Below are 23,049 nucleotides of genomic sequence, written 5' to 3' on the forward strand. Positions count from 1 at the left end.
TTATTTTTTATTTTATACTTATTTTTCCAATTTTTCATCAATTTTAGCATATTTTTTTATTTATATGAGAATTTATATTTTTTTTAATGTAGACTATAATATTTATATGATATATTTTGAAAGGAAGTAAATTATTATGATTGAAAATATTAAAGACATTAAAGATAAATTTGATAATTTTAAACCATATATAAATGGATATCAAAATATGAAGAGGGCGTCTGTATTAGTTCCGATAATTAAAAATAACGATTCACACGAAATACTATTTGAAGTGAGGTCTAAAACACTAAGAAGTCAGCCAAATGAAATAGCTTTCCCTGGTGGAAAAATAGAAGAAAATGAAACTCCGAGGGAGGCTTGCATACGAGAGACTTGTGAAGAATTAGGTATAAGTCCTGACGATATAGAAATAATTTCTCCCCTAGATTTATATATAAACCACTCAAACTTAATAATTCATCCATTTTTAGGCGTTATAAACGAAAAGGTAGTGAAAAATGGACTAGAAAATTTACCTATAAATAAAGATGAAGTAGACCATGTATTTACAGCTCCAATAAAGTACTTAATAGATACTTCTCCTGATGAATTTGAAAATGAGCTAGAAGTAAAAGTAAACAAAGATTTTCCATATTACAAAATTCCAAATAAAGAAAACTACAAATTCGCCGTCGGAAAATACTCGACTTTATTTTATGAATATAAAAATTACGTCATCTGGGGTATATCTGCTAAAATACTAGAAAACTTCTTAAACTTTTTAAAAGAGTAACCAATTAATATGTCTGCATACTCAACATATTAAGGCTTAAGTAAAAAAATAAGCAGATAAAATATAAATATATCTTATCTGCTTATTTGAATTGTATAAATATTTAAGTTTAAAAAATATAATTCCAATTACACTTTTCGTCGGCTATTAGATTTTGAAGAATGGACTTTATTTTTTCCAATTCTTCTAAAGCTCTTATTTTGTTTTTGCAGTATACGGCGTTTCTAACTAGATTTAATTCTAAACTTAAATCATCATAATATTGATGATCTAATACCTTTAGCCAAAAGTCCTTTTGAGTGTCGAGCCTTGCCTCAAGGTCATCTAGCATTTCATCTGCATATTCCCACTTATCATCATGTATAACCTCATATGTAGCTTCCACATCTTTTATATAATCGATTCCAAAATCCTCTACTCTATTGTCTATATAAATCCCAAATAGTATAAACAAGATGACCCATATTAAAGCTATTATAGTATTTTTCATCTTTTCTTTTGAATTAATACTCCGTCATATTCATCTAAAATGCATAGTAAGACGTCTTTTGTCCTTTTTATTTTGTGCATTTTTAGTATATTATTTAGCCATAGCTCATCTTTATCTAATTTTTTTAGGTTTTCTTTTATTATAGAGCCATCTAATATAAGCGGAATCGGTAGATGCTTGTACTCTTTTGAAGGAGTCGAGTTATAATTAGGAGTCGGCACCACACTTAGACTTCCATCTGTCTCTAATATGGCATATTGGATATACTTTATATTAAAGTATCCTTGAATTCTAAGTTGTTCTAAAAGCTCGTTTATGCTTACTCTCTCTCTTTTTAACTCTTTATAATCTACTTCACCTTTGTTGATAAGTATTGAAGGTTTCCCGGACAATATTATAGATATTTTTCTAAATTTTAAAGATAAAAATGAAATAATAGTTTGCATTGCTACAAGACCTGTTAGCGCTGCAATACCATTTATCATAGGAATATCGTTGTTTTCCATAGGTAGTGATGCAACTTCCGCTATTAAAAGCGTTATAACTAAGTCAAAGCAATTCATCTCAGCTATTTCACCTTTTCCCATAATTCTCATAGAGATTAATACTGCTATATATAAAACAATACTCCTCAAGAAAACTACAACCATATAAGTCCTCCTTTTATAGCCGCATACCTTATGAGCTATAAAGTCTTAAATATGTTTTAAGATTTATAAAGCCTTAAATTGTAATTTTAAATTATATTTATTTTATATTTCCCAATATGCTTACTAAATAATCCCATGTTCTTTCTGTAGATAAAAGATCTATATGCTCATCAGGAGTGTGAACATCGAATAAATCTGGACCTATAGATACTGCTTGTGCCCCTTCTATAGCATCTAGTAGTAAACCACATTCTAATCCAGCGTGAATTGCCACTATTTCTGGCTTTTTGCCGTTTATTTTTTCATAAGTCTCAACGCATATTTGCTCTAACTTTGAATCTTTGGCATATTCCCATTCTGGATAATCGTCTTCTAGTGTAAGGTTTACTCCTATTGTGTCGCAAAGCAATTGCATTCTGTCGTTTATATCGTCTTTTAGAGTTTTTACAGAACTTCTAGTCGCAAATTCAAATTTTATAGAGTCATTTTCAGTTACTACAACACCTAAGTTTGTAGAACTTTCAACTAAGTTCTCTATATCTGCACTCATAGTTTGGATATTTCTAGGCATTAAGTTTAATACTTTTATTATTTTGCTTTGAACTTGTTCTGATAAAGCTCTTTCGTGTTTTTCATCTATTTTGTTTATCTCTAAAGATATTTGTGGGTCTGAAGTTTTAAATTCATTTTTAAATACTTCTGACATATTATTTATAATATTTACAACTTGTTTTTCATCATTAGAATCTAAATTTATTGTAGCTTCTGCTTCACGAGGTATTGCGTTGTTTTTAAGTCCACCACTTATAGATATTAAGTCGTAATTTACTTTTTCTTTTTCAAGAGCGTTAAGCACTCTTCCCATAAGTAAGTTTGAGTTTGCTCTTTTTTTGTCTATTTCAATACCAGAGTGTCCTCCTTTTAGACCTTTTATACTTATAAGGTATGTTTGTTTAGGAGTTATGTCTTTTAATTCTTTTGGTATATCAACTATTGCTGTAACCCCACCTGCACAGCTTACAGTTATTCTGCCTTCTTCTTCTGAATCTAGATTTATGATATATCTTCCTTCAAAGTGACTTCCATCTAAATTCATAGCACCTTCCATGCTCACTTCTTCATTTGCAGTAAATACTACTTCTAATTTAGGCATTTTTATATCATCAGATGCTAAAAGCGCAAGCCCCATAGCAACAGCTATTCCGTTGTCTGCACCTAAAGTTGTTCCATCTGCGTATAAGTAATTTTCTTTTACTTGTAGTTTTATTGGATCTTTTGTGAAATCGTGTTTTATGTCTTTGTTTTTTTCACAAACCATATCCATATGTCCTTGAAGTATTACAGCAGGAGCATTTTCATATCCAGGTGATGCTGGCTTTTTTATTATTACATTTAAAGCATTATCTTGTATTACTTCTAAGTTAAGTCTTTTTCCTTCGCTAGCTAGATAGTCGCTTATTTCTTTTTCATTTCCTGAACCTCTTGGAATTTTTGATATTTCCTCAAAGTATTTGAAAACTAAATCTAGCTTTGGATTTTTAAAATTAAATTCCATTTTTCTTTTCCTTTCAGATTATTATTTTATTATCATCATCGCAACTGAAAGTATTATTGCTGATGCTATAAATATAGCTACTAAAACTTTTGTGACAAATTTCACCCATGATTCATAATCTACTTTAGCAATTGCAAGTGTACCCATTATTACACCACTTGTAGGCGTAACTAAGTTTACTATACCACTACCTGCACTAAAGATTGATATTACAACTTCTGGTCTAAATCCTAAGCTAACTGCTAAAGGCCCAAATATAGGCATAGAAAGCCCTGCTAGACCTGATGTAGATGGGATAAAGAATGTAAGTGCCATATAAATTAAATAAGCCACTATTGTAAATACTATTGGACTCATTCCAACTAATACGTTTGATGCCTTGCTAAGTACATGTGCATCTAATCCAGTAGTGTTCATTATTACTGATATACCTCTTGATACACCTATAACTAAAGCTACACCGACCATATCAGCTGCCCCTGCTATAAATGCATCTACTATTTCGCCTTCTTTCATTCCGTATACAACACCAATAATTATTGACATTATAACAAACCATATACCTAGCTCAGAGAACCACCAGTTACCTAAACTAGAACCAGTTAAGAAGTCAGTATATATGAATAAATTTATTCCGAATTCTTCCCATGGTATTATTCCTGCTACCATAACTATAAATGTAAATGCAAATAATCCTAATACTATTTTTCTTTTTTTAGTAAATTCGACTACTTCTTCTTGGCCTGACTTATTTCCTATAAATGCTTCGTTTGCGTGTTCTATTTCTAATTGTGAAAGTATACTTTGATTTTTATCATTGTAGACTTTTTTTGCATAACTCATAACAAAGTAAATTGATATAAGTAGTGATACAATCCATAAAACTGTATTAGTAGCTATAACTACACCTTGGTTTACAGGAATTCCTGCACCATTTAATGAGCCTATACTTACTGAAACCAAAAATGGGTTTACAGTTGAGCCTAATACACCACATCCTGACCCTAGGATAATTGTAGCAACTGAAACTAATGGGTCAAATCCTGCTATAATCATAGTAGTTGTTACAAGCGCTGTGAAGGCTATAGTTTCTTCTGCCATACCGAAACTAGTTCCTCCAAGTGAGAATAAAAACATAAGAACTGGTATTAATATTAATTCTTTACCTTTTAGCTTTGATACTACTGAGCCTATTCCTGCATCTAGTGCACCTGTCTTTGTAGTTATTCCTAAAAATCCGCCAATTAACAATACGAATATTGCAATGTCAATTGAGTCGTTAAGACCGTTTATAGGTGCCATCACAAAATCCGATAATCCGGCTGGTCTTACCCCAGCTATAAAGTGTGTTACAATAGCTATAACTGCTGTAATTATAAGCAACACAGTATAAGCTGTAGGCAACTTAAATGCTTTTTTCTTTTTTTGTTTGTTGTCCATTTTCTGTCTCCTTTTCGCATTGTTGTCTAAGATTAAAATTTCCTATTTTAAATCGATATATTCATTATTTAAAAATTCGATTATAAAATTTCGTTTAATCTTTTTATATTAGCGATTATAAAAGAAATTAATATATAATACAATATCTCAATATATTGTAAATTTTATCCATAAAAAATTCACTGCGTTCATAGCGCCAACGAATCAAAGATTCCGTTGCTTTAGTTAAAATTCACTACGTTCATAGCGCCAACGAATCAAAGATTCCGTTGCTTTAGTTAATAGGTTGGAAATTATATATTATCCACAAACCAGATAATGTATAATTTCCTTAGAATTAAAAAATAGAGAGAAAATCCCTCTATTTTTTAAATTAATCATATTAAATTAAAATCTTATTCTTCCAGCCTGTTTTCTGTGTCTTCTTCCAACTCTATTATTTGCGATATAATCTATCTCATTTAAAAATATATTCGCTTCATTTATATTATTGTAAAGTCCCAAACTAGCTCTTATCATTCCATAAAAATATTCTCCTGATACTACATCTCTATAGGCGTCGCTGTCACTAGCGCCTAAAAGTCTATATACATAAGGATGGGCGCAGAACTTTCCTGATCTAAGCGATATGCCCTTTTCTGTCGCCATCATTATAGAAACCTCGCTATAGTCTTTATTTTGAATATTAAATGGAATTACACCTATTCTATCTTCTGTATAATCTGTATCACCATACATAGTCACATTGTTTATACTTTTCATACCTTGTATAATATAATTTTTTAATTCTCTTTCATGTTCTTCTATATTTTCAAATCCTATACTTTCTAAATCAGCAAGTGCCTTCGCCATAGCTATTACACCAAAGAAATTTTGAGTTCCAGCTTCGTATTTTTCTGGTACAGCTGTCCAAATTAACCTCTCATCAAATACTCCAGCTACACATCCTCCTCCTGATAAAAATGGATCTTCTTCATTTAGATAGTCTTTTTTGCCCACAATTGCCCCACTTCCAAACGGTGCATATGCTTTATGTGCAGAAAAAGTCAAAAAATCTATCTCTTCATCTTTTGAATTCCCCTTCATATTTACTTCTTTGTGCGATACTAATTGTGCGGCATCAACTATTATAAATGCACCGTATTTATGTGCAATTTTTGCTATATCGTGAATAGGAGTAGTATATCCAGTTACATTAGATGCCCCAGTTACAGTAACTATCTTTATTTTTCCTCCTGCCTTTATAAGTTCCTCTTCTATATCGTCTACCTTTACCCTTCCGAGCTCGTCGACTTCGACATATGCCATCTTTCCAACCCTTCTAAAAGGAAGGTCATTTGCATGATGCTCCATTCTGGTAGTCAACGTCATGTCTTCTTTGTCTTTTATAAGTACATTTGCAAGGACATTTAACCCCTCTGTATCTGACTTAGTGTATATAACTGTATAATCCTCATTTCCACCTAGTCCAAAAAAGTTTAATATCACATCTCTCGCCTTATTAAACATCATTGTGCAGTATTCACCCTTAAATCCTACCCCTCTGGCAATAGGCCCATAGTTTTTTATATTATCTTGAATTATTTGAGTAACACTTTTTAACGGTGGTGTAGTTGCTCCATTATCAAAATTTATCGGCGTTGTATAAGCACCATTAGAAAGTTTAATTTTATCATCTATACCATCAAATAAATCTCTATAATCCATATAAATTCCCCCTTATTATCATGGTATAAATATATTTCATTTTACATATAAATATAACCTGTTTTTTATTTTTCTCAATTTTTGTAGAAATATGTAGAAATCTATGGTTGATTTATGATAAAATAAAAAAATCCGCATTTTAGCGTTTTAAGTATATAATAAGAAATAATAAAATATTTATCTTTTCATTTTTCCAAAGATATGAATTTTATTATTTAATATTGATTTTTTAATTTATTATTTTTAAAATTATTAAATTTTCTTAGAAAGGTTACGATAAAAAATGAACAATAATGGATCATATGCACTAGTTTTCGGTGTATCAGTTTTCGACATATGTGGTTTTACAGATAACGATTATAGATCTAATGACTCAAACCCAGGTAGGGTTAGAACTTCTTTTGGTGGAGTTTGTAGAAATATAGCTGAATGTATGGCTAGAGTTGGAGTTAATACAAAATTTATATCAGTTTTAGGGGATGACGAAACTGGAAAAAGTATACTTCAACATTCAAAAGTTATGAACTACAATATGGAAGATTCTCTTATAGTAAAAAATGGTCATACTCCTACTTATATGGCTGTACTTGATCATTTCGGTGAAATGGTATCTGCTGTTGTAGATATGAAGATAATAGACGAATTTACTACAGAATTTATAGATTCTAAAGCTGAAATAATAAAAAATGCTGAATATATGGTTTTAGACTCAGATAGACCAGACATAGTAGAACACATATTAAAAACATTCTCTAACGACACTAAATTTATATTAGACCCAGTATCAGCTGCAAAAGCTAAAACTGTTACACATTTAGTGAAATACTTCCACACTATAAAACCAAACAGATACGAAGCTGAAATAATGTGTGGATTTAAAATTAACAATGAAGAAGACTTAAGAAAAGCTGGTAAATACTTTACAGATTTAGGCGTAAAAAATGTATTTATCACTCTTGATGAAGACGGAATTTACTACAACAACGGAGTTGAAGAAGGGAAATTAAAAGCAAATGATGTTAAAGTAGTAAATGTTACAGGTGCTGGAGATTCTTTTGTTTCAGGAATTACAAAGGGATATATGGATGGATATAATTTAATTGACACATTAAAATACGCTATATCAATGTCATCAATAACTATATCAACTGAAGAGACTATACATCCAGATATGTGTCACGATTTAGTTTCGAGATATATACAAGAAACAAATTGGACTCATACTAAATTTAATAATTAATTTTCAAACATGGGGCTTTTAGCCCCTTTTATTTTTGCAAAATAAAAACTCTTCGTCGGAAAATATTATTTATTTTCCAACAAAGAGTTATTTAAAGATTACTCAACCATTTCCCCATTTAATGAGAATGATAAAGCTGCTTCAGTTATTTTAACATTTACTAATTTACCGATTAAATCAGCATTAGGGTCTTTTACACTGAAGTTAACTAATTTATTTTGTCTAGTTCTACCAGTAAATTTAGTATCGTCAGTTTTACTTTTTCCTTCAACTAATATCTCAACTACTTGATCTTGATGAGTAGTGTTGTTTTCTTTTGATATTTCGTTAACTAACGCTAACACTCTGTTAAATCTTTCGTGTTTAACATCTTCTGGTATTTGGTCTTCCATCTTAGCAGCTGGAGTACCAGTTCTCTTAGAGTAGATAAATGTGAATGCATTATCGTATCTAACTTGTCTTATTACATCTAATGTATCTTCTACATCTTCTTCAGTTTCACCAGGGAATCCTACCATTATATCAGTAGAGAACGCTATGTTTGGAACTTCTGCCTTAGCTTTTTCAACTATTCTTAGATAATCTTCTTTAGAGTAGTGTCTGTTCATTTTCTTTAATAATTTAGTACTTCCGCATTGAACAGGAAGGTGTAAGAATTCACATACTTTATCACAATCTCTCATAGCGTATATAACTTCATCAGATATATCTTTTGGATGAGAAGTCATAAATCTTATTCTTTCTAATCCATCTATTTCATTAACTTTTCTTAAAAGCTCTGCGAAAGTTATTCTATCTTCTTCTTCTAAAGTTTTACCGTAAGAGTCTACGTTTTGTCCTAATAAAGTAACTTCTTTAGTTCCATTTGCAACTAATTCTTTTATTTCGTTTAATATATCTTCTGGTCTTCTACTTCTTTCACGACCTCTAGTATAAGGAACTATACAGTAAGTACAGAAGTTGTTGCAACCGTACATTATATTTACGAATGCTTTAAGCTCGAATTTTCTATCACTTCTTAATCCTTCAACAACTTCACCATCAACATCCCAAACATCTATAAGTATAGAATCACTTGACATTGATTCAGATAATAATTCTGGGAATTTGTATAAGTTGTGAGTACCAAATACTAAGTCTACGTGTTTGTATCTAGATTTTATTTCTTTAACTATAGCAGGTTGTTGCATCATACATCCACAAACAGCTATTTTTAAGTTAGGATTTCTTCTTTTTATTAATTTTAAGTGACCTAAGTTACCATATACTTTAAGCTCAGCATTTTCTCTAACTGCACAAGTATTGTATATTATTAAGTCTGCATGGTCAGCCATTAAAGATGCTTCATATCCCATAGCATTTAGCATAGCCCCTAATTTTTCAGAGTCATGCTCATTCATTTGACATCCAAATGTTTGTATAAAATAAGATTTTTTCTTTCCAGTTAAGTGGAAATATCTTTCGTTTTCATTTTTTATTTCATTTATATATTTGTCCTGTTCTCTTATCTTTTCCATAGGAACAGTGACTTGTTTTCTTTTAGACATCTAGTTGTATCTCCTTTCAAATTAATGCAAAGTTTATTATATCATAAATATTGAAAAATATATAAAAAAATATACATTATATTCATTTTTAGTTATGTTAAAATCTGCTTTTATACTTATATTTTTTAATACAAAAAATGGCGAGCATTCTATATACTCACCTTTAAATTTGTAATATTTTAAAATTATTTATAAAATATGCTATATAATTAGAATTTATCCTTTCATAACTTTTTCAAATTTTCAAATCTGAAAAAATCTTGTGCTTATGGTATGTAGGGATCTGGATATTTTTATATAATCTTAAAATATTGTTTAGAGTTTAGTATGCTTTCGCCTCTTAAAATAGTCGTTCCATGATATCCTACATAAGTATTATTCATTGTTCACATCCTTTACATTTAATTTATTTTTCTACTTAAATGGATTTTTCTACAAAATATATACACTTTATACACTATTTATATATTTTTTTCTTATAATTTAAAAGCCACCTCTAAAATTTAGAAGCGGCTTTTAATTATATAGTCTTTCATTATTAAATTTACTTTTTACTTAAAACGCTTATTTAGTCATTTTTTTGCCATTTTGAGTCATAGCATTTATTTTTAGTGGTAATGTAAATAAATTTATAAAACCTTCTGCATCTTTGTGGTCGTATAATTCGCTATCCCCAAATGAAGATATACTTTGGTCGTATAATTTATGGTCTGTAAATATTCCTGCTGGTTTTATATTACCTTTGTATAATTTTAATTTTACAGAACCTGTAACATTTTCTTGTGTTTCATCCATAAAAGCATTTATTGCTTTACAAGTTTTTGAATACCATTTTCCATTGTATATTAAATCAGCAAATTCAAGTGATAATCTTTGTTTTAAGTGAAGAGTATCTTTGTCTAATGTAGCACTTTCTAAGTAGTTATGTGCTGCATAGAATATTTCTCCTCCTGGAGTTTCATATATTCCTCTTGATTTCATACCAACTAATCTATTTTCTAATATATCTACTATACCTATACCGTGTTTAGCACCTAATTTATCTACTGCTTCAACAAGCTCTACTGGTGATAATTTTTCCCCATTTAAAGATACTGGTATACCTTTTTCAAATCCTATTTCTATATATTCAGCTTCATCTGCTGCATCTTCTGGAGAGCAAGTTTTTTTGTATATATCTTTATTGTGTTCATTTTCAAGATATTCTATATCCCCACCTTCTGTAGAAACATGCCATAAGTTGTCGTCTACTGAATATATTTTTTTCTTAGTTGCAACAACTGGAATGTTGTGTGCATTTGCATAATCTATTGCATCTTCTCTAGATTTTATATCCCATATTCTCCAAGGTGCTATAACTTTTATAGATGGATCAAGAGCAGCTATAGTCCCTTCAAATCTAACTTGGTCGTTTCCTTTTCCTGTACAACCATGGCATATATATTTTGCGCCTTCATTTTGTGCTATTTCAACTAATTTTTTAGCTATTATAGGTCTAGCAAGTGCTGTTCCTAAAGGATATCTATTTTCATATAATGTTTCAGCTTTTATAGCTTGGTATATAGTAGTAGTTATAAATTCTTCTCTTAAATCCTCCACATAGGCTTTTATAGCTCCACTTGCTTTTGCTTTTTCTTCGATTTGGCTCATATCGTCATTTTGACCTACATTTGCACAAACTGCTATAACATCTAAGTCATAGTTTTCCTTTAACCATGGAATTATTACTGAAGTATCTAGTCCTCCTGAATATGCTAATACAACTTTTTCTTTCATTTTTTTATCCCCCTCAAACTTATATAATTTTTTATTATTTTCTTTATTTTCTGAATTAGATAACTTAAAGCATCTCTGTACTTTTTAAAGCCATATAACTTTTTTTGTGTATTAAAAAAGCCCCTTAGTAATCATTGCTAAGAGGCGACATTGCGCGGTACCACTCTTATTAACAAATTTATCTTAGTAAAATAAAGGAATTTAAAAAACGCCTCTTGAAAACTCAAGAGACGAAATATTTCCGCGTTACCACTCTAATTAATAAGATAAACTTATTCACTCTTCCTTTTAAGGCAAGGCATTCCTATTATCCTACTTAGGTTCAGATAATCTCCTCCAAAGCTCTTTTCATTTATCTCATAATTGCTAAGCTTCCACCATCCTCAGCTCTCTATAAATTTAAAATAAACTACTTTCTTTTTCAACGGATTTATATTTTAAATTGTTAATAAATGGTTACTTGTTATTTATGAGTTAATAATAAACTATTTGGTTAAAATTGTCAACTGCATTTTGTATATTTTATTTTAGTATTTAACTCTATATAAGAATAACCCTTTTGCTGGAGCTGTCTCTGGCGATTTTGATCTGTCTTTTAATTCTAATAGTTCTTTTACTTCATCAGCAGTAATCTTTCCTTGTCCTGCATCTATAAGCGTACCTGCTATTATCCTAACCATATTGTATAAAAACCCATTACCTTCTACATATATTTCTAATATATCGTCTTTTTCATTTATAGTAATTGAGTAGATTTCTCTGACATGGCTTTTCTTTTTAGATCTAGATGAGCAGAAACTTGTAAAGTCATGTTCACCTATTAATACTTTAGAAACTTCTCTCATAGCCTCTACATCAAGTTTTTTACTTACATGACAAGTGTATTTTCTGTTAAATGGATTTGGATATTCTCTATTGTCGATTTTATATAAATAAACTTTTCTCTTTGCATTATATCTACTGTGGAATCTGTCGTCTACTTCTTCAATATCTTTTATTGCAATCGATTGTGGTAGGTATTCATATAGATATTTATGTATTTTATTTAATGATAAATTGCAATTAGTTTTAAAGTTTACAACTTGTCCATAAGCGTGAACACCCATATCTGTCCTTCCAGAGCCTATTATCTCAATCTTTTCATCTGCCATTTGACTTAAAACAGATTCTAATTTTCCTTGTATTGTATTTTCGTTATCTTTTAGTTTTTGGAATCCTTTAAAGTTGCTTCCATCATATTCTATTGTCATCTTTATATTTCTCATATTTTGCCTCTTTTCTTTTGATTTTATAATTTAAAACTATAATTATATTTTTAAATTATACCTTAAATCTATATACAGAAAAAAATGTGATTAAATCACATTTTTTCCTCTACAATTGCATCCATTAAATTATTTTTTAAAGTGAAGGTAATACAAGTTCCCTCTCCTTTTTCACTTTCTAATATCATTTTGCCTTTGTGAAGTTTTACTATTTCGTTACTAATAGCAAGACCTATACCACTTCCTGATTTGTTGTAGTCCTCTTGGAAGAATTTTTCTAGTACTTTATCTAAGTTTTCTTGTTTTATACCTATTCCATTATCGACTACAGAGAAAGTTGTATATTCTTCTCCTTGAGATAGCCTCACAACGACATATCCGCCTTCTTCAGTAAACTTAAGTGCATTTTGAACAAGATTTATTAAAACTTGTTTAAGTCTGTTTTTGTCACCTTGTATATCTACTATTTCACTTTCTTTTGTATTAAACTCAGTAAGTAAAGTTATGTTTTTCTCACTAGCTTTAACCCCAAGCTGATTTACTACGTCTTTTGCAAGTTTAGTTACATTGACTGAGTCAATTTGAAGTCTTATTCTATCTGATGCTAGACGAGAGAAATCTAGAAGTTCTTCGACTAAAGTTATAAGTCTTTCTGTTTCATCTTGTATAATTCCAAGTCCTAAATCAAGTTCTTCTCGACTTATACCTTCATATCCTAAAGTCTCACTCCATCCTTTTATGGATGTAAGCGGTGTTCTAAGTTCGTGTGATACAGAAGATATAAATTCTTCTTTTAATTTTCTTGTCTTATCTATTTCTTTTGCCATATGGTCAAATGTTTTGACCAAGTCGCCAATTTCATCATCATGTAATTTTTCATTTTCTAAGTTTATATTATAATTACCTTGTGCAAGTTGATTAGCTGTCTTTTTCAAGTCTTGTATAGGTTTTATTAAAGAGTCAGCAAATCTTAAACTTAAAAGTAGACAGATAAGTAAGATTACTAGTCCTCCAATAAATATTATACAGACTACTCTAAAAATAGCATTGTCCGCCTTTTTAAGAGATACACTATATCTAACTACACCTTCTACAACATTATTGACCTTTAGAGGTACAGATATACTCATAATATGGTCTTTTGTCTCAGATATTGAATATATATAGAAATTATAATCTTGGCTTCCTGTCAAAGCTTTATTTACATCATCATAATTTACTACTTCTCCAGTTTTTATGCCGTATTGGTCTAGCATAACTTCTTTATTTTTATTTATAATTTCTATTGCTACAGAGAAGTTATCACTACTTTCGCCATACCCTGAACTTTGGTTTAAGCCTTCTTTTTCTAATATATTATTTATTTTATCTTGAAAACTTGTAGAATCCATACCTGATGAATCATAGCTGTTTTGAGTATATCTGACTTGTTGTTCTAAATAAGATTTTGCCATACTATAGTAATATTCTTTCATATAAAACATAAATAATACTTCAAATAAAGCAACAGTAATTATAATCATGATGAAATAATATTTTACTACTCTTTTCCTCAAACCATCTAAATGTAATATCAAGTTTAGTCTTCCTTTCTAAAACAATATCCATATCCCCAAATTGTTTGTATATATTTTGGTTTTGATGGATCATCTTCTATTTTATTTCTTATTCTTCTTATATTTACGTCTACTATTTTAAAATCATATAAGTAATTATTGCCCCAAACTTCTGTTAAGATTTGGTCCCTACTTAACGATTGTTTTGCATTTACCATTAAATACTTAACTATAGAAAACTCAGTCGGAGTTAATTCAATTTCTCTACCGTCTTTAAATAATTTTCTCTTATCTAAATCAAGAGTAAACGGCTCTGATACTATTTTATTTAACTTCATAGAGCTTTCTTCTTTTTTAACTCTTCTAAGAAGTGCTGCAACTCTAACTAGTAATTCTTTTATACTAAATGGTTTTACCATATAATCATCTGCACCAGATATAAATCCTTCTAGCTTGTCTTCTTCTTGAGCTTTTGCAGTAAGCATTATTATACCAACTTGGTCAAATTTTTGTCTTATATATTTACAAACTTCTATCCCACTCATATCAGGAAGCATCACGTCTAAAAGCGCTATTGATATATCGTTGTGTTCTGTTATTTTTTCTATAGCCTCACTACCGCTACCTGCTTCTATTATTTCATAACCTTCCCTTTTTAAATTTATACTGACGAAACTTCTTATACCTATTTCGTCTTCTAAAACCAATATTTTTTCTTTCATATTCCTTCCTCCATTAAAATTATTATTTTATTGCTGAAAAATAATCTTTTAATATTTCTATATTTAAATCAAGTTTTTTCATTTCTGCCATATTTACATCAGAAACAGAGAATATATATTTATCTGATTCATAAACATTATTTCCTGTTTTACTTATATTTTTTGTATCGTCAACTATCGTCTTTTCTGTGACATTAAGAGTAAATAATAGTTTTCTATCATGAGGCGCTGTCTCTGAATAAGCATTTGTAGAATTATAATAGAAATTAAGTACTTTATAATTTCCACTTTTATTTTCAGTATCTTCAATTATAGATAATTTACCGACTAAATTATTCGGTATTAAAAATCTAAAATTAGCTTCATAATTATAATAAATCTGACTTACAAATATTACATCGGCGTCTTTGTCTTGTTTTCCATTGTATTTATTCCAACTTATTATAAGACTAGTCGGGAATGTACTTGTAGATAAAGTATCTATTGTAACACTGCTTTGCTCTATCTTTGGAATATTAGTTATTCCATCATTGTTTACATCTTCAAAAGGTATAAAGTATTCATTTTTCATTTGTACCTTCATATCCTTAAAAGCATTTATTAAGTTTTTTTGTTCTAAATAAACAACTTGAGTTGTAAATCCTGTATCTTCATTATCAGGCAAACTTAAAAATAATGCTTTTTGCTTAGATGATATATTGCCGACAGATATCTCTATATCCTCAAAATTTCTTATATTTTCAAAAACTAAGCTATCTAAAATAGATATTTTATCGTCTTTAAATGCACATACATTCAAATCCATCTCTTTGCTTTTATAGTTATAATTATAAACTACTAACTCTAAATTTCCATCATCATCTAAATCATCTACTAATACACCTAATTTTGTAAAATTATCTTTATTAAAATAATTGTAGTTGTCATTAGAGATAAGTTCTTCTATATTTCCATTTTCATATCTGCATATGCTCAGAGTTACTGTACTCTTGTCTTCAATAAGCAAAATTATTTCCTTATTTCCATCCTTGTCTAAGTCATAGAAATTAGCATATTCGATTTTATTTCCAGGTTTAATATATGAAGTGTCGTTGCTTTCATTCTTTTTTAAATCTAATACAGTAAATCCAACTTGATTTCTTATATCTTCCCTTTTTTCAAAAAACACAATTTCATCTTTTTTATCATTATTTAAATCGATTTCATTTATCTTTCCTACCTCTATAGAGTTAGAAGGTAAAGTTAAATCAGCACTACCTGCAATTACTTTTACCTTGTCTGATATTTCTCTTTTCTCTTCGTTGTATATAGGCAATTCATCAAATAAATTTATAGGATTATTCTCTCCATTTTCGCTTTTATAACAACCTGTACTAAGTACAGTAACTAGAGATAATACACCTACTAATTTTAATAGCCTCATGCTTATCCTCCTGTCCATCTAATATATTGTACTTAAAATTTTTCTGTACTTTAATTATACAATAATTAATAAAAAAATCAAAAGAGTTGTGCATTAAATGATTAAATTAATCATTTACGACAACTCTTTAAGCTAACACCTATTATCTATCAAAATTTTCATCAGACCAAATTATGTTTTTATCACTTATACCTATATTGTCTTGAGCTTGTTGTTCTGCTTCTTCTCCTCTATAAGTAATATTTTCTGTATCGTCTACTTCTTCACTTTCTTGTGAAGTATTTTGTTCTACTTCTTGTACATTTAATGTTTCTTCGTGGTTTTGTGGTTGTTTTCTATGTTTGTGCACTCTTTTTTTAGCGTGTTTATGCACTTCTGTTTCTGTATTAGATTCAGCAGAACCTTGAGACTGTTGTGTTCCTTGTTTTTTGTGATGTTGTCTTGGTCTAGTCTTTTTAGATTTCTTTTGTTCTGTAGGTTGAGTAGTTTGTTCTACTTCTTCATTGCTTTTTTTATTATGTTTACTTACTTTTGAGTTTGCTTCTTCTTGTTGTTGTTTGTTTTGGTTCTTTGTTTTTTTACCTACATTAAATTTAAAACCATTTTTTCTCGCTCTTTTTCTAGGTTGATTTTTACCTTCTTGTATATTAAACTCTTCTTTTCTTTCTTCTGGAACAAGATCATTTAAAATGACATCATTATATTTTTCTTCATATTGAGTATTTGTATTATTTTCAATATTTTTATTTTTTGAATTCTTTTTATTGTGTTTTGCTCTCATTATAAAATAACACCTCCAAAATGCTATATAATATTTATATTTAAAGAATTCTATTTTTATTCTTTTTTTAAGCATCTTGGAGGCAATTAATTATTTTCTAGGCGGTTTTGGCCCTGGATATTGGTATAAGTAACTTTTTAGCATACCATTGTATAGTTTTCTTTTTCTTGTTGCATCTTGACCAAATTCATTTTCAAAATCTTCATATGAAGTTATTAAATAATATGACCAATTATTTAATTTTCTAAATGCATAGCCAAGTTGTTTGTAAAGCATTTTTACAGAATCGACATCTTCAAGTCTTTCACCATATGGTGGGTTTGTAACGATAAATCCGTATTCTTCGTCACTTGTAAACTCTGTAGCATCGCCTACATTAAATTCTATATAATCAGCAACACCTGCTATTTCTGCATTTTCTCTAGCTATTTCTATAACTTCTTCGTCTATATCGTATCCGTAAATTTTAAATTCGATATCTTCGTTTATCATATCGTAAGCTTCTCTTCTTGTATCCCACCAGATTTTTTTGTCTAGTGTTCTCCATTTTTCAGATATAAACTCACGATTAAGCCCTGGAGCCATGTTTATTCCCATCATAGCCGCTTCTATTAGTAATGTTCCCGAACCACATAGAGGATCGACTAGTGTTCTTCCTGGTCTCCATGGTGTTAAATACATTATTCCAGCAGCTAATGTCTCTCTTATTGGAGCTTTATTAGCTTTTTCTCTGTATCCTCTTTTGTGTAGAGCAACTCCTGTTGTATCTATTGTAAGAGTTACTTTGTCTTTATGTATAAATACATATATAGGATATTTTTCTTTGTCTTCTTTTATTAATCCTGTTTCAAGGTAGCTCTTTTTAAGACTTTCTACTACTGCCTTTTTAACTATAGATTGTATATCTGGTATTGAGTATAGTTTTGATTTTATAGAAGACGCTTTTGTTATTGGGAATTGCGCTCCATATGGGATATATTTTGCCCAATTTATTCTCTTTGTTCCTTCGAATAATTCGTCGAAACTTTTTGCTTCGAATTCAGCTATTTTAAGGTGAACTCTCTCTGCACATCTAAGCCACATATTTGCTTTTGCAATTCCGTATTCATCAGTTTTATATGTAACCCTTCCGTCTTCTGTTTTTACAATTTCAAATCCTAAGTTTTTAATTTCGTTTGCTAGCATTTTTTCCATTCCAAAAAAGCACGGCGAAATTAAAGTGTATCCTTTTTCCATTTATGAATCTAATCCTTTCGTCTAGTTATTTAAGCTTCCCATCTGATATCCATTTAAATCTAATGTAACATACTTAAATCCAATTTCTTTAAGTTTATTATGCACATTTTTCATCATTTCATCATCGAAAAACTTATGCATTTCATCCTTAGCCACTTCTATTCTGGCTATATCGTTATGTAATCTAACTCTATATTGTCTAAAACCTAAATCTTGAAGATAATTTTCGGCTTCTTCTACTAATTTAAGTTTTTCTTTCGTAATTTTATCTCCATAAGGAATCCTACTTGCAAGACATGCAAAAGAAGGTTTATTGTATGTATTTAAATTTAGTCTCTTTGACAAAATTCTTATCTCTTCTTTTGTAAGGCCACTGTCTTTTAACGGACTTACTACTTCTAATTCTTCAAGAGCCTTAAGCCCAGGTCTAAAATCACCTAAATCACTTACATTAGTTCCGTCTAAGACATATTTTACATTGTTTTTTGCTGCGTAATCTTTAATCATATTGAAAACTGCGCATTTACAATAATAACATCTTTTTTTGCTATTTTCAATAAAACCTTTTTCGTCGAAATTATCTACTTTTATGACTTCGTGTTTTACCCCAAACTCGTTAGTATATTCTTTAGCTTCTTCCATTTCTCTATCTGAATGCATCATAGCATGTATTGTGACTGCTACTACATTTTCCCCAAGTTCATCGCTCGCCACTTTAAGTAAAAAATTACTGTCAACTCCACCAGAATAAGCTATTACAACTCTTCCCATTTTTCTTAATTTGCTTTTTAATAATTCGTATTTTTCATCTATATTCATAATTATCCACCCTTTCAATTTATATACTTCAATCTAAAGTAATTATATATTAAAGATGTAACTGACTTCTATATAAATTCTTATAAATCTTTTTTTAATTAAAAAATATTTTTTATATATCTCTATATTTCATATTTATTTTGTATGAAATATTATTTTTAAATTTGATTATATACTATGTTTAATATTTTTCCAAAATATGTTATTATGATTTTATATTTAATATTTGGGAGGAATTGACAATGGCAGCAGATTACGTCAAAATATTAGACAAATTAGTTAGACTAAACAGGGGAATGAACTTAAAACTTAGAGAGGGGACTACAACACTTGATGTAAATATATACAACAATACACTTTTAACTTTAGATTTAGAATGTGATAATGTAGATAAACACAGCGAATATATTTATAATGAGATAATAGCGCTTGAAAATGTAACGATGTATATTCCGAGCGTTTATATTAAAGAAGATTAATTAATATTAAAATAAAAATATTTATAGTAAAAGGCTAGAGTTTTATATTGAATACTCTAGCCTTTTATTATTAAAACCAATTACTTCATTTAATTATGGTTATTTATAAACAATCTGTTTCCTTTTTATACTACTTATGTTGAGACTAAGGTTTTAAAATGCTAACATATAAGTATATATTTAGAAATTAATAAAAATTGAAAAATAAAGTTTTCAAAAGCTTATTTGTTATAAATTTTAAAATGGAGACTTAGTTATAATATTAAAGTATACAAAAAAATCAGTCTTAATATGTTTAATAGCTTCATGAGTTACAATATAACATATAGACTACCTAATGAATATGAAACTACTCCATCTTGGCAACAACAATATTATAAAGACCCTACAACAACAATCGTGTATAAATGAGAAATTCAAGACTGGGATGAAAATTATTGTAATTAACAATGTATTATGAAAAGAAACTAAAATAATTACAACGGTTATTTTTCAAAATAATAATATAGTAAAAATAAACAATAGGAGGAGATATTATGTATTGTAGAAATTGTGGCAGTCAAGTTGATGATAAAGCTGAAATATGCGTTCATTGCGGTGTTAGAGTTACGAATGGAGATAGTTATTGCCAAAATTGTGGTGCAGAAACATCAGAAAAACAAGAAATGTGTGTGAAATGTGGTTCTATACTTGAAAAATATCAACCCAAAAGAAATAATTTAGGTGATTTTACATTCACTTCTGGATCAAAAAAAGCAAACTATGACTTTAGTAATCTACCATCTTACTATAAAATCGAATTTGAATTAATAAAAAATAGTGAAACTGGTTATAAAGGAAAATTTAATTGGGCAGCATTTTTCTTTGGCCCTTTATGGATGATGTATAAAGGTATGGTTATACAAGGACTAATATATTTAATAGCTAATATAGTAGTTTCTTCTATAAGCTTTTTAATTTTAGGCTTAGTTTTAGATATCTTAGTAGCTTTTAGAGCTAACTATCTTTATTATAATGTTTATACAACAAATGAAACACGATTATTTTAAAATTATTACATGTAGAATATGAAAGAGAAGATTACACAAAATAGAAATAAATAATATAGATAAACATCAGGTCAGTTAGCATCTACCTTTTATTCGATAAATTTGCTGTAATAAAAACTGTTTATGGGGGGATTTATATGGCAGAATACAAAGTTGATGAAATATTAAAAAATACAATCATAGAAAGTAAATTAATTACTCAAGATGAAAAAAGAAAACTACTAAGTAGACTTAGAGAAGAAAAATTAATTAATACAAGAAAAAACTCAAAAAAAATAATTGGAATTGATTGTTCTAATTTAGATAAAGAAAACGATAAAATATTAAAGATATTAAATAATATAGATAAAGATGGTATTCAAAATACAATAGAAAGATGGGAATATGATAGAAATTATAAATATTCAGCTATTTGGAAATATGATAATCTTAGTATTGATAAATTACATGAATTAATTTCAGAAGAAAAAGCTGTTGAATTTGAATCGAATTTTGATTATTTAAGTAGTATTTATCATGTCCCAACAGTTTTAAAATTAAATAATGAATATGTTTTTAAATTTAGTAAAATAATAAAAGATAATTCAGACACATTAGAGGTTAAATATCCAGCTCTTGTAATATTTTATACAGATATAAATATTATAGAAATAAGAGTTAGTTCTTTAAATAGTAATTTTAAAACTAATAATGATATTTATGCTAAAGAAATAGATCAAATTTCATCTTGGATAAAATCTTATTTAAAAGTTAACTTAAGTGAAATTAATTTTGAAAAAATAATTAATAACATTATTGAAAAAGACAATCAAACCGAGATATACTCTAGATGGATTAACTCACATTTAGGAGGCTATGCTCGTTTAAAAGTCCCAGAAGATAATAGATATATTCTACCTTTAATAGGAGAATTAGAAAGTTTAATAGAATCTCATATTGAATTATTTAATTCTAATTTAGAAATTAAAGGTTTACTAGATGATTTTATAGAAAAAATAAAAGAAGATAGAGAATATCCAAGAAGTGCTATCTGTTGGAAAAATGATGATAATACTGCTGATTACATAATAGAATTTATTCATAACTACAAAGGAAGAAATTATACTGTGTTATCTCATTATTATAATAATAATGATTTGGAGATGATGAATGATGTTACCAGAAATATTATCCACTACAACGAATAAGTTATTGGATAATCAACTATTAAACACTAAACAAACCCCTATTTTATTAAACTATCTTAAATCTTTGCCTTCTGAAGAATATATTCTACCAAATGTAGTAATGAAAAAATTAGATATAAATGAAAAACAAGCATATCAGGTTTTTTCATTTCTAGAAAATTTAAAAATAATAGAGCCTAAGTATATGTTATATTGTCATAATTGTAACACATATCAAAAGTATGTTTTTGATAATTTAGCTCAAATTATAGGTCAAGAAATTCATTGTGCAAAGTGTCATGAAATAATAAACATAAAGAAAAGTATCATTATTAATTATAAAGTTATACCAAAATGAGTGAAGATATATTCAAAAATATATTTAATCTTATAAATTCTCTTTCAGAAGAGCAACAAGATGCTTTTACAAAAGAATTTATTAATCAAAAATTAAAGGATAAAAAAGATACTTATAATATGTTGGTAACTTATGACACAAGAACTATTGAAACTATAAAAACACTAACGGATAATTTAATTAAAGAACATGCAAATAAAAAAGATAAACCAGACTCTTCAGAGGATTCCACTACAGAAAAAGGTAAATTATTAGAAGATATAGCCCAAAATATCTTTAATAGTTTTCCTATTTTCTATATTTTTAGCAATATAAAAAATTCATCTAATGAGATTGATTTAGTTGTAAATTTAAATGAAGATGGTAAAATTCTTCAAAGTGATGGTCTAATTCCATTTAAAGATAAATTCTTTTTAGTAGAATGTAAAAATTACAATAACACTGTATCTGTTACATGGGTTGGAAAGTTTTATTCATTAATAAATAGCGTACATACTCATTTAGGGATTTTACTTTCTTATCATGGTTTTTCAGGTAAATCACAATGTAAAGGCTGGAATTCTGCTTCTGGTCTTTCAAAAAAAATAGCACTAAGTGAAAAAAATTTAGATGATAGGATTTATATCTTAGATTTTAATATTGAACATATACAAAAAATATGCAATGGGGAGAATCTTTTATATTTGATAGAAGATGAAATAAAAAAAATAGATTTAGATGTTAATTTGGACCTTAGCCAATATACTCATGAAAATATAGGAAAGATTCAAATTGAGGAATAATAAGGGCAGTCCACAACTGCTCTTTTTTTAAGTAGGATTACTAATGTAAAAGATATTAAGTAGTTTTGTACATAAAATAAATAACAAATATTATGTATATGTAGAATATTTATATGAAACAGGTAAAAAGAAACAAAATCACAAGTTTTTTTAATAGATAGATTGTCAATATAAGTGCAACATTTTATGTTTATGTTGCAGCGAAGACCTCTGCAGGTGTTTTATATCCAAGA

The 23,049-nt window shown here is 28.5% G+C and carries 21 protein-coding genes and 1 other annotated feature; of the genes, 7 read left to right on the forward strand and 14 right to left on the reverse strand.

Translation table 11 applies throughout. From position 1 onward, the window contains the following. Positions 1 to 136 precede the first annotated feature (136 nt). Positions 137 to 775 (forward strand): CoA pyrophosphatase, encoded by a 639-nt coding sequence (locus tag ABCM86_RS08610; protein WP_195930116.1) that lies wholly within the window; start codon positions 137 to 139, stop codon positions 773 to 775. Between the two features lie 109 nt (positions 776 to 884). On the opposite strand, the gene ABCM86_RS08615 is transcribed toward ABCM86_RS08610, so the two are convergent. From ABCM86_RS08615 to ABCM86_RS08635, 5 genes are all read right to left on the reverse strand, one after another. Further along, positions 885 to 1,265: a DUF4363 family protein gene (locus tag ABCM86_RS08615; RefSeq protein ID WP_195930115.1), complete on the reverse strand. Its 381-nt coding sequence runs from the start codon at positions 1,263 to 1,265 to the stop codon at positions 885 to 887. Beyond that, on the reverse strand, positions 1,262 to 1,915 hold the full coding sequence (locus ABCM86_RS08620; RefSeq protein WP_295674939.1) for a DUF421 domain-containing protein: 654 nt from the start codon (positions 1,913 to 1,915) through the stop codon (positions 1,262 to 1,264). The genes ABCM86_RS08615 and ABCM86_RS08620 overlap by 4 nt, the downstream gene beginning before the upstream one ends. 97 nt (positions 1,916 to 2,012) lie before the next feature. Continuing rightward, entirely contained in the window at positions 2,013 to 3,470 is a 1,458-nt protein-coding gene (locus ABCM86_RS08625) for an aminoacyl-histidine dipeptidase (RefSeq protein ID WP_343003852.1), read from the reverse strand. 21 nt (positions 3,471 to 3,491) lie between these two features. Further along, the gene (locus ABCM86_RS08630; protein ID WP_195930112.1) at positions 3,492 to 4,910 is read right to left on the reverse strand and encodes a YfcC family protein; all 1,419 of its coding nucleotides are present in this window, start codon (positions 4,908 to 4,910) and stop codon (positions 3,492 to 3,494) included. 387 nt (positions 4,911 to 5,297) lie between these two features. Next, positions 5,298 to 6,617, reverse strand: coding sequence for an aminotransferase class V-fold PLP-dependent enzyme (locus tag ABCM86_RS08635; RefSeq protein ID WP_343003853.1), 1,320 nt, complete (start codon positions 6,615 to 6,617; stop codon positions 5,298 to 5,300). A 283-nt stretch (positions 6,618 to 6,900) separates the two neighbouring features. On the opposite strand from ABCM86_RS08635, the gene ABCM86_RS08640 reads away from it, so the two are divergent. After that, complete coding sequence (locus tag ABCM86_RS08640; RefSeq protein WP_195930110.1) at positions 6,901 to 7,857, forward strand: carbohydrate kinase family protein; 957 nt, start codon at positions 6,901 to 6,903, stop codon at positions 7,855 to 7,857. Positions 7,858 to 7,955: 98 nt separating this feature from the next. On the opposite strand, the gene miaB is transcribed toward ABCM86_RS08640, so the two are convergent. The 9 genes from miaB to larE all read right to left on the reverse strand — a co-directional run bounded on the left by miaB (position 7,956) and on the right by larE (position 18,982). Then, entirely contained in the window at positions 7,956 to 9,404 is a 1,449-nt protein-coding gene (miaB, locus tag ABCM86_RS08645; RefSeq protein WP_295572092.1) for a tRNA (N6-isopentenyl adenosine(37)-C2)-methylthiotransferase MiaB, read from the reverse strand. A 564-nt stretch (positions 9,405 to 9,968) separates the two neighbouring features. Further along, positions 9,969 to 11,180, reverse strand: a complete 1,212-nt coding sequence (locus ABCM86_RS08650) for an argininosuccinate synthase (protein ID WP_295674947.1) — start codon at positions 11,178 to 11,180, stop codon at positions 9,969 to 9,971. A 223-nt stretch (positions 11,181 to 11,403) separates the two neighbouring features. After that, positions 11,404 to 11,614, reverse strand: a binding site (T-box leader). A gap of 93 nt (positions 11,615 to 11,707) precedes the next feature. Beyond that, entirely contained in the window at positions 11,708 to 12,445 is a 738-nt protein-coding gene (truA, locus tag ABCM86_RS08655; protein WP_295674949.1) for a tRNA pseudouridine(38-40) synthase TruA, read from the reverse strand. A 95-nt stretch (positions 12,446 to 12,540) separates the two neighbouring features. Beyond that, positions 12,541 to 14,022 carry a HAMP domain-containing sensor histidine kinase gene (locus ABCM86_RS08660; RefSeq protein WP_330643987.1) on the reverse strand — a complete coding sequence of 494 codons (1,482 nt, stop codon included), beginning with the start codon at positions 14,020 to 14,022 and terminating at the stop codon, positions 12,541 to 12,543. A gap of 2 nt (positions 14,023 to 14,024) precedes the next feature. Next, on the reverse strand, positions 14,025 to 14,723 hold the full coding sequence (walR, locus tag ABCM86_RS08665) for a cell wall metabolism DNA-binding response regulator WalR (RefSeq protein WP_195930105.1): 699 nt from the start codon (positions 14,721 to 14,723) through the stop codon (positions 14,025 to 14,027). A gap of 22 nt (positions 14,724 to 14,745) precedes the next feature. Beyond that, entirely contained in the window at positions 14,746 to 16,146 is a 1,401-nt protein-coding gene (locus tag ABCM86_RS08670) for a hypothetical protein (protein ID WP_195930104.1), read from the reverse strand. A gap of 142 nt (positions 16,147 to 16,288) precedes the next feature. Beyond that, positions 16,289 to 16,927 carry a hypothetical protein gene (locus ABCM86_RS08675; RefSeq protein WP_195930103.1) on the reverse strand — a complete coding sequence of 213 codons (639 nt, stop codon included), beginning with the start codon at positions 16,925 to 16,927 and terminating at the stop codon, positions 16,289 to 16,291. A 90-nt stretch (positions 16,928 to 17,017) separates the two neighbouring features. Then, positions 17,018 to 18,163, reverse strand: coding sequence for a class I SAM-dependent RNA methyltransferase (locus tag ABCM86_RS08680; protein ID WP_195930102.1), 1,146 nt, complete (start codon positions 18,161 to 18,163; stop codon positions 17,018 to 17,020). Between the two features lie 21 nt (positions 18,164 to 18,184). Further along, entirely contained in the window at positions 18,185 to 18,982 is a 798-nt protein-coding gene (larE, locus tag ABCM86_RS08685) for an ATP-dependent sacrificial sulfur transferase LarE (protein WP_343003854.1), read from the reverse strand. Between the two features lie 242 nt (positions 18,983 to 19,224). Between larE and ABCM86_RS08690 the strand changes: the two genes are divergently transcribed. The 5 genes from ABCM86_RS08690 to ABCM86_RS08710 all read left to right on the forward strand — a co-directional run bounded on the left by ABCM86_RS08690 (position 19,225) and on the right by ABCM86_RS08710 (position 22,816). Then, positions 19,225 to 19,461 (forward strand): hypothetical protein, encoded by a 237-nt coding sequence (locus ABCM86_RS08690; protein WP_195931885.1) that lies wholly within the window; start codon positions 19,225 to 19,227, stop codon positions 19,459 to 19,461. A 536-nt stretch (positions 19,462 to 19,997) separates the two neighbouring features. Then, positions 19,998 to 20,510, forward strand: coding sequence for a DUF2628 domain-containing protein (locus ABCM86_RS08695; RefSeq protein ID WP_343003855.1), 513 nt, complete (start codon positions 19,998 to 20,000; stop codon positions 20,508 to 20,510). 137 nt (positions 20,511 to 20,647) lie between these two features. Further along, positions 20,648 to 21,697: a hypothetical protein gene (locus tag ABCM86_RS08700; protein ID WP_343003856.1), complete on the forward strand. Its 1,050-nt coding sequence runs from the start codon at positions 20,648 to 20,650 to the stop codon at positions 21,695 to 21,697. Further along, a complete protein-coding gene (locus ABCM86_RS08705) occupies positions 21,660 to 22,034 on the forward strand; it encodes a hypothetical protein (protein ID WP_343003857.1) in 375 nt (124 codons plus the stop codon). The genes ABCM86_RS08700 and ABCM86_RS08705 overlap by 38 nt, the downstream gene beginning before the upstream one ends. Beyond that, the gene (locus ABCM86_RS08710; RefSeq protein ID WP_343003858.1) at positions 22,031 to 22,816 is read left to right on the forward strand and encodes a hypothetical protein; all 786 of its coding nucleotides are present in this window, start codon (positions 22,031 to 22,033) and stop codon (positions 22,814 to 22,816) included. Before ABCM86_RS08705 ends, ABCM86_RS08710 begins: the two co-directional genes overlap by 4 nt. The last annotated feature ends 233 nt before the right edge of the window (positions 22,817 to 23,049 follow it).

The organism is Clostridium sp. 2218st1_F5_2218SCRN_220325 (assembly GCF_039062665.1).
Classification (GTDB): domain Bacteria; phylum Bacillota; class Clostridia; order Peptostreptococcales; family Peptostreptococcaceae; genus Intestinibacter.

Bases quoted from the DNA above. Each gene is read 5' to 3' on its own strand.
- ABCM86_RS08610 (WP_195930116.1), top strand. From the start codon at position 137: ATGATTGAAAATATTAAAGACATTAAAGATAAATTTGATAATTTTAAA.
- ABCM86_RS08615 (WP_195930115.1), bottom strand. From the start codon at position 1,265: ATGAAAAATACTATAATAGCTTTAATATGGGTCATCTTGTTTATACTA.
- ABCM86_RS08620 (WP_295674939.1), bottom strand. From the start codon at position 1,915: ATGGTTGTAGTTTTCTTGAGGAGTATTGTTTTATATATAGCAGTATTA.
- ABCM86_RS08625 (WP_343003852.1), bottom strand. From the start codon at position 3,470: ATGGAATTTAATTTTAAAAATCCAAAGCTAGATTTAGTTTTCAAATAC.
- ABCM86_RS08630 (WP_195930112.1), bottom strand. From the start codon at position 4,910: ATGGACAACAAACAAAAAAAGAAAAAAGCATTTAAGTTGCCTACAGCT.
- ABCM86_RS08635 (WP_343003853.1), bottom strand. From the start codon at position 6,617: ATGGATTATAGAGATTTATTTGATGGTATAGATGATAAAATTAAACTT.
- ABCM86_RS08640 (WP_195930110.1), top strand. From the start codon at position 6,901: ATGAACAATAATGGATCATATGCACTAGTTTTCGGTGTATCAGTTTTC.
- miaB (WP_295572092.1), bottom strand. From the start codon at position 9,404: ATGTCTAAAAGAAAACAAGTCACTGTTCCTATGGAAAAGATAAGAGAA.
- ABCM86_RS08650 (WP_295674947.1), bottom strand. From the start codon at position 11,180: ATGAAAGAAAAAGTTGTATTAGCATATTCAGGAGGACTAGATACTTCA.
- truA (WP_295674949.1), bottom strand. From the start codon at position 12,445: ATGAGAAATATAAAGATGACAATAGAATATGATGGAAGCAACTTTAAA.
- walR (WP_195930105.1), bottom strand. From the start codon at position 14,723: ATGAAAGAAAAAATATTGGTTTTAGAAGACGAAATAGGTATAAGAAGT.
- ABCM86_RS08670 (WP_195930104.1), bottom strand. From the start codon at position 16,146: ATGAGGCTATTAAAATTAGTAGGTGTATTATCTCTAGTTACTGTACTT.
- ABCM86_RS08675 (WP_195930103.1), bottom strand. From the start codon at position 16,927: ATGAGAGCAAAACACAATAAAAAGAATTCAAAAAATAAAAATATTGAA.
- ABCM86_RS08680 (WP_195930102.1), bottom strand. From the start codon at position 18,163: ATGGAAAAAGGATACACTTTAATTTCGCCGTGCTTTTTTGGAATGGAA.
- larE (WP_343003854.1), bottom strand. From the start codon at position 18,982: ATGAATATAGATGAAAAATACGAATTATTAAAAAGCAAATTAAGAAAA.
- ABCM86_RS08690 (WP_195931885.1), top strand. From the start codon at position 19,225: ATGGCAGCAGATTACGTCAAAATATTAGACAAATTAGTTAGACTAAAC.
- ABCM86_RS08695 (WP_343003855.1), top strand. From the start codon at position 19,998: ATGTATTGTAGAAATTGTGGCAGTCAAGTTGATGATAAAGCTGAAATA.
- ABCM86_RS08700 (WP_343003856.1), top strand. From the start codon at position 20,648: ATGGCAGAATACAAAGTTGATGAAATATTAAAAAATACAATCATAGAA.
- ABCM86_RS08705 (WP_343003857.1), top strand. From the start codon at position 21,660: ATGATGTTACCAGAAATATTATCCACTACAACGAATAAGTTATTGGAT.
- ABCM86_RS08710 (WP_343003858.1), top strand. From the start codon at position 22,031: ATGAGTGAAGATATATTCAAAAATATATTTAATCTTATAAATTCTCTT.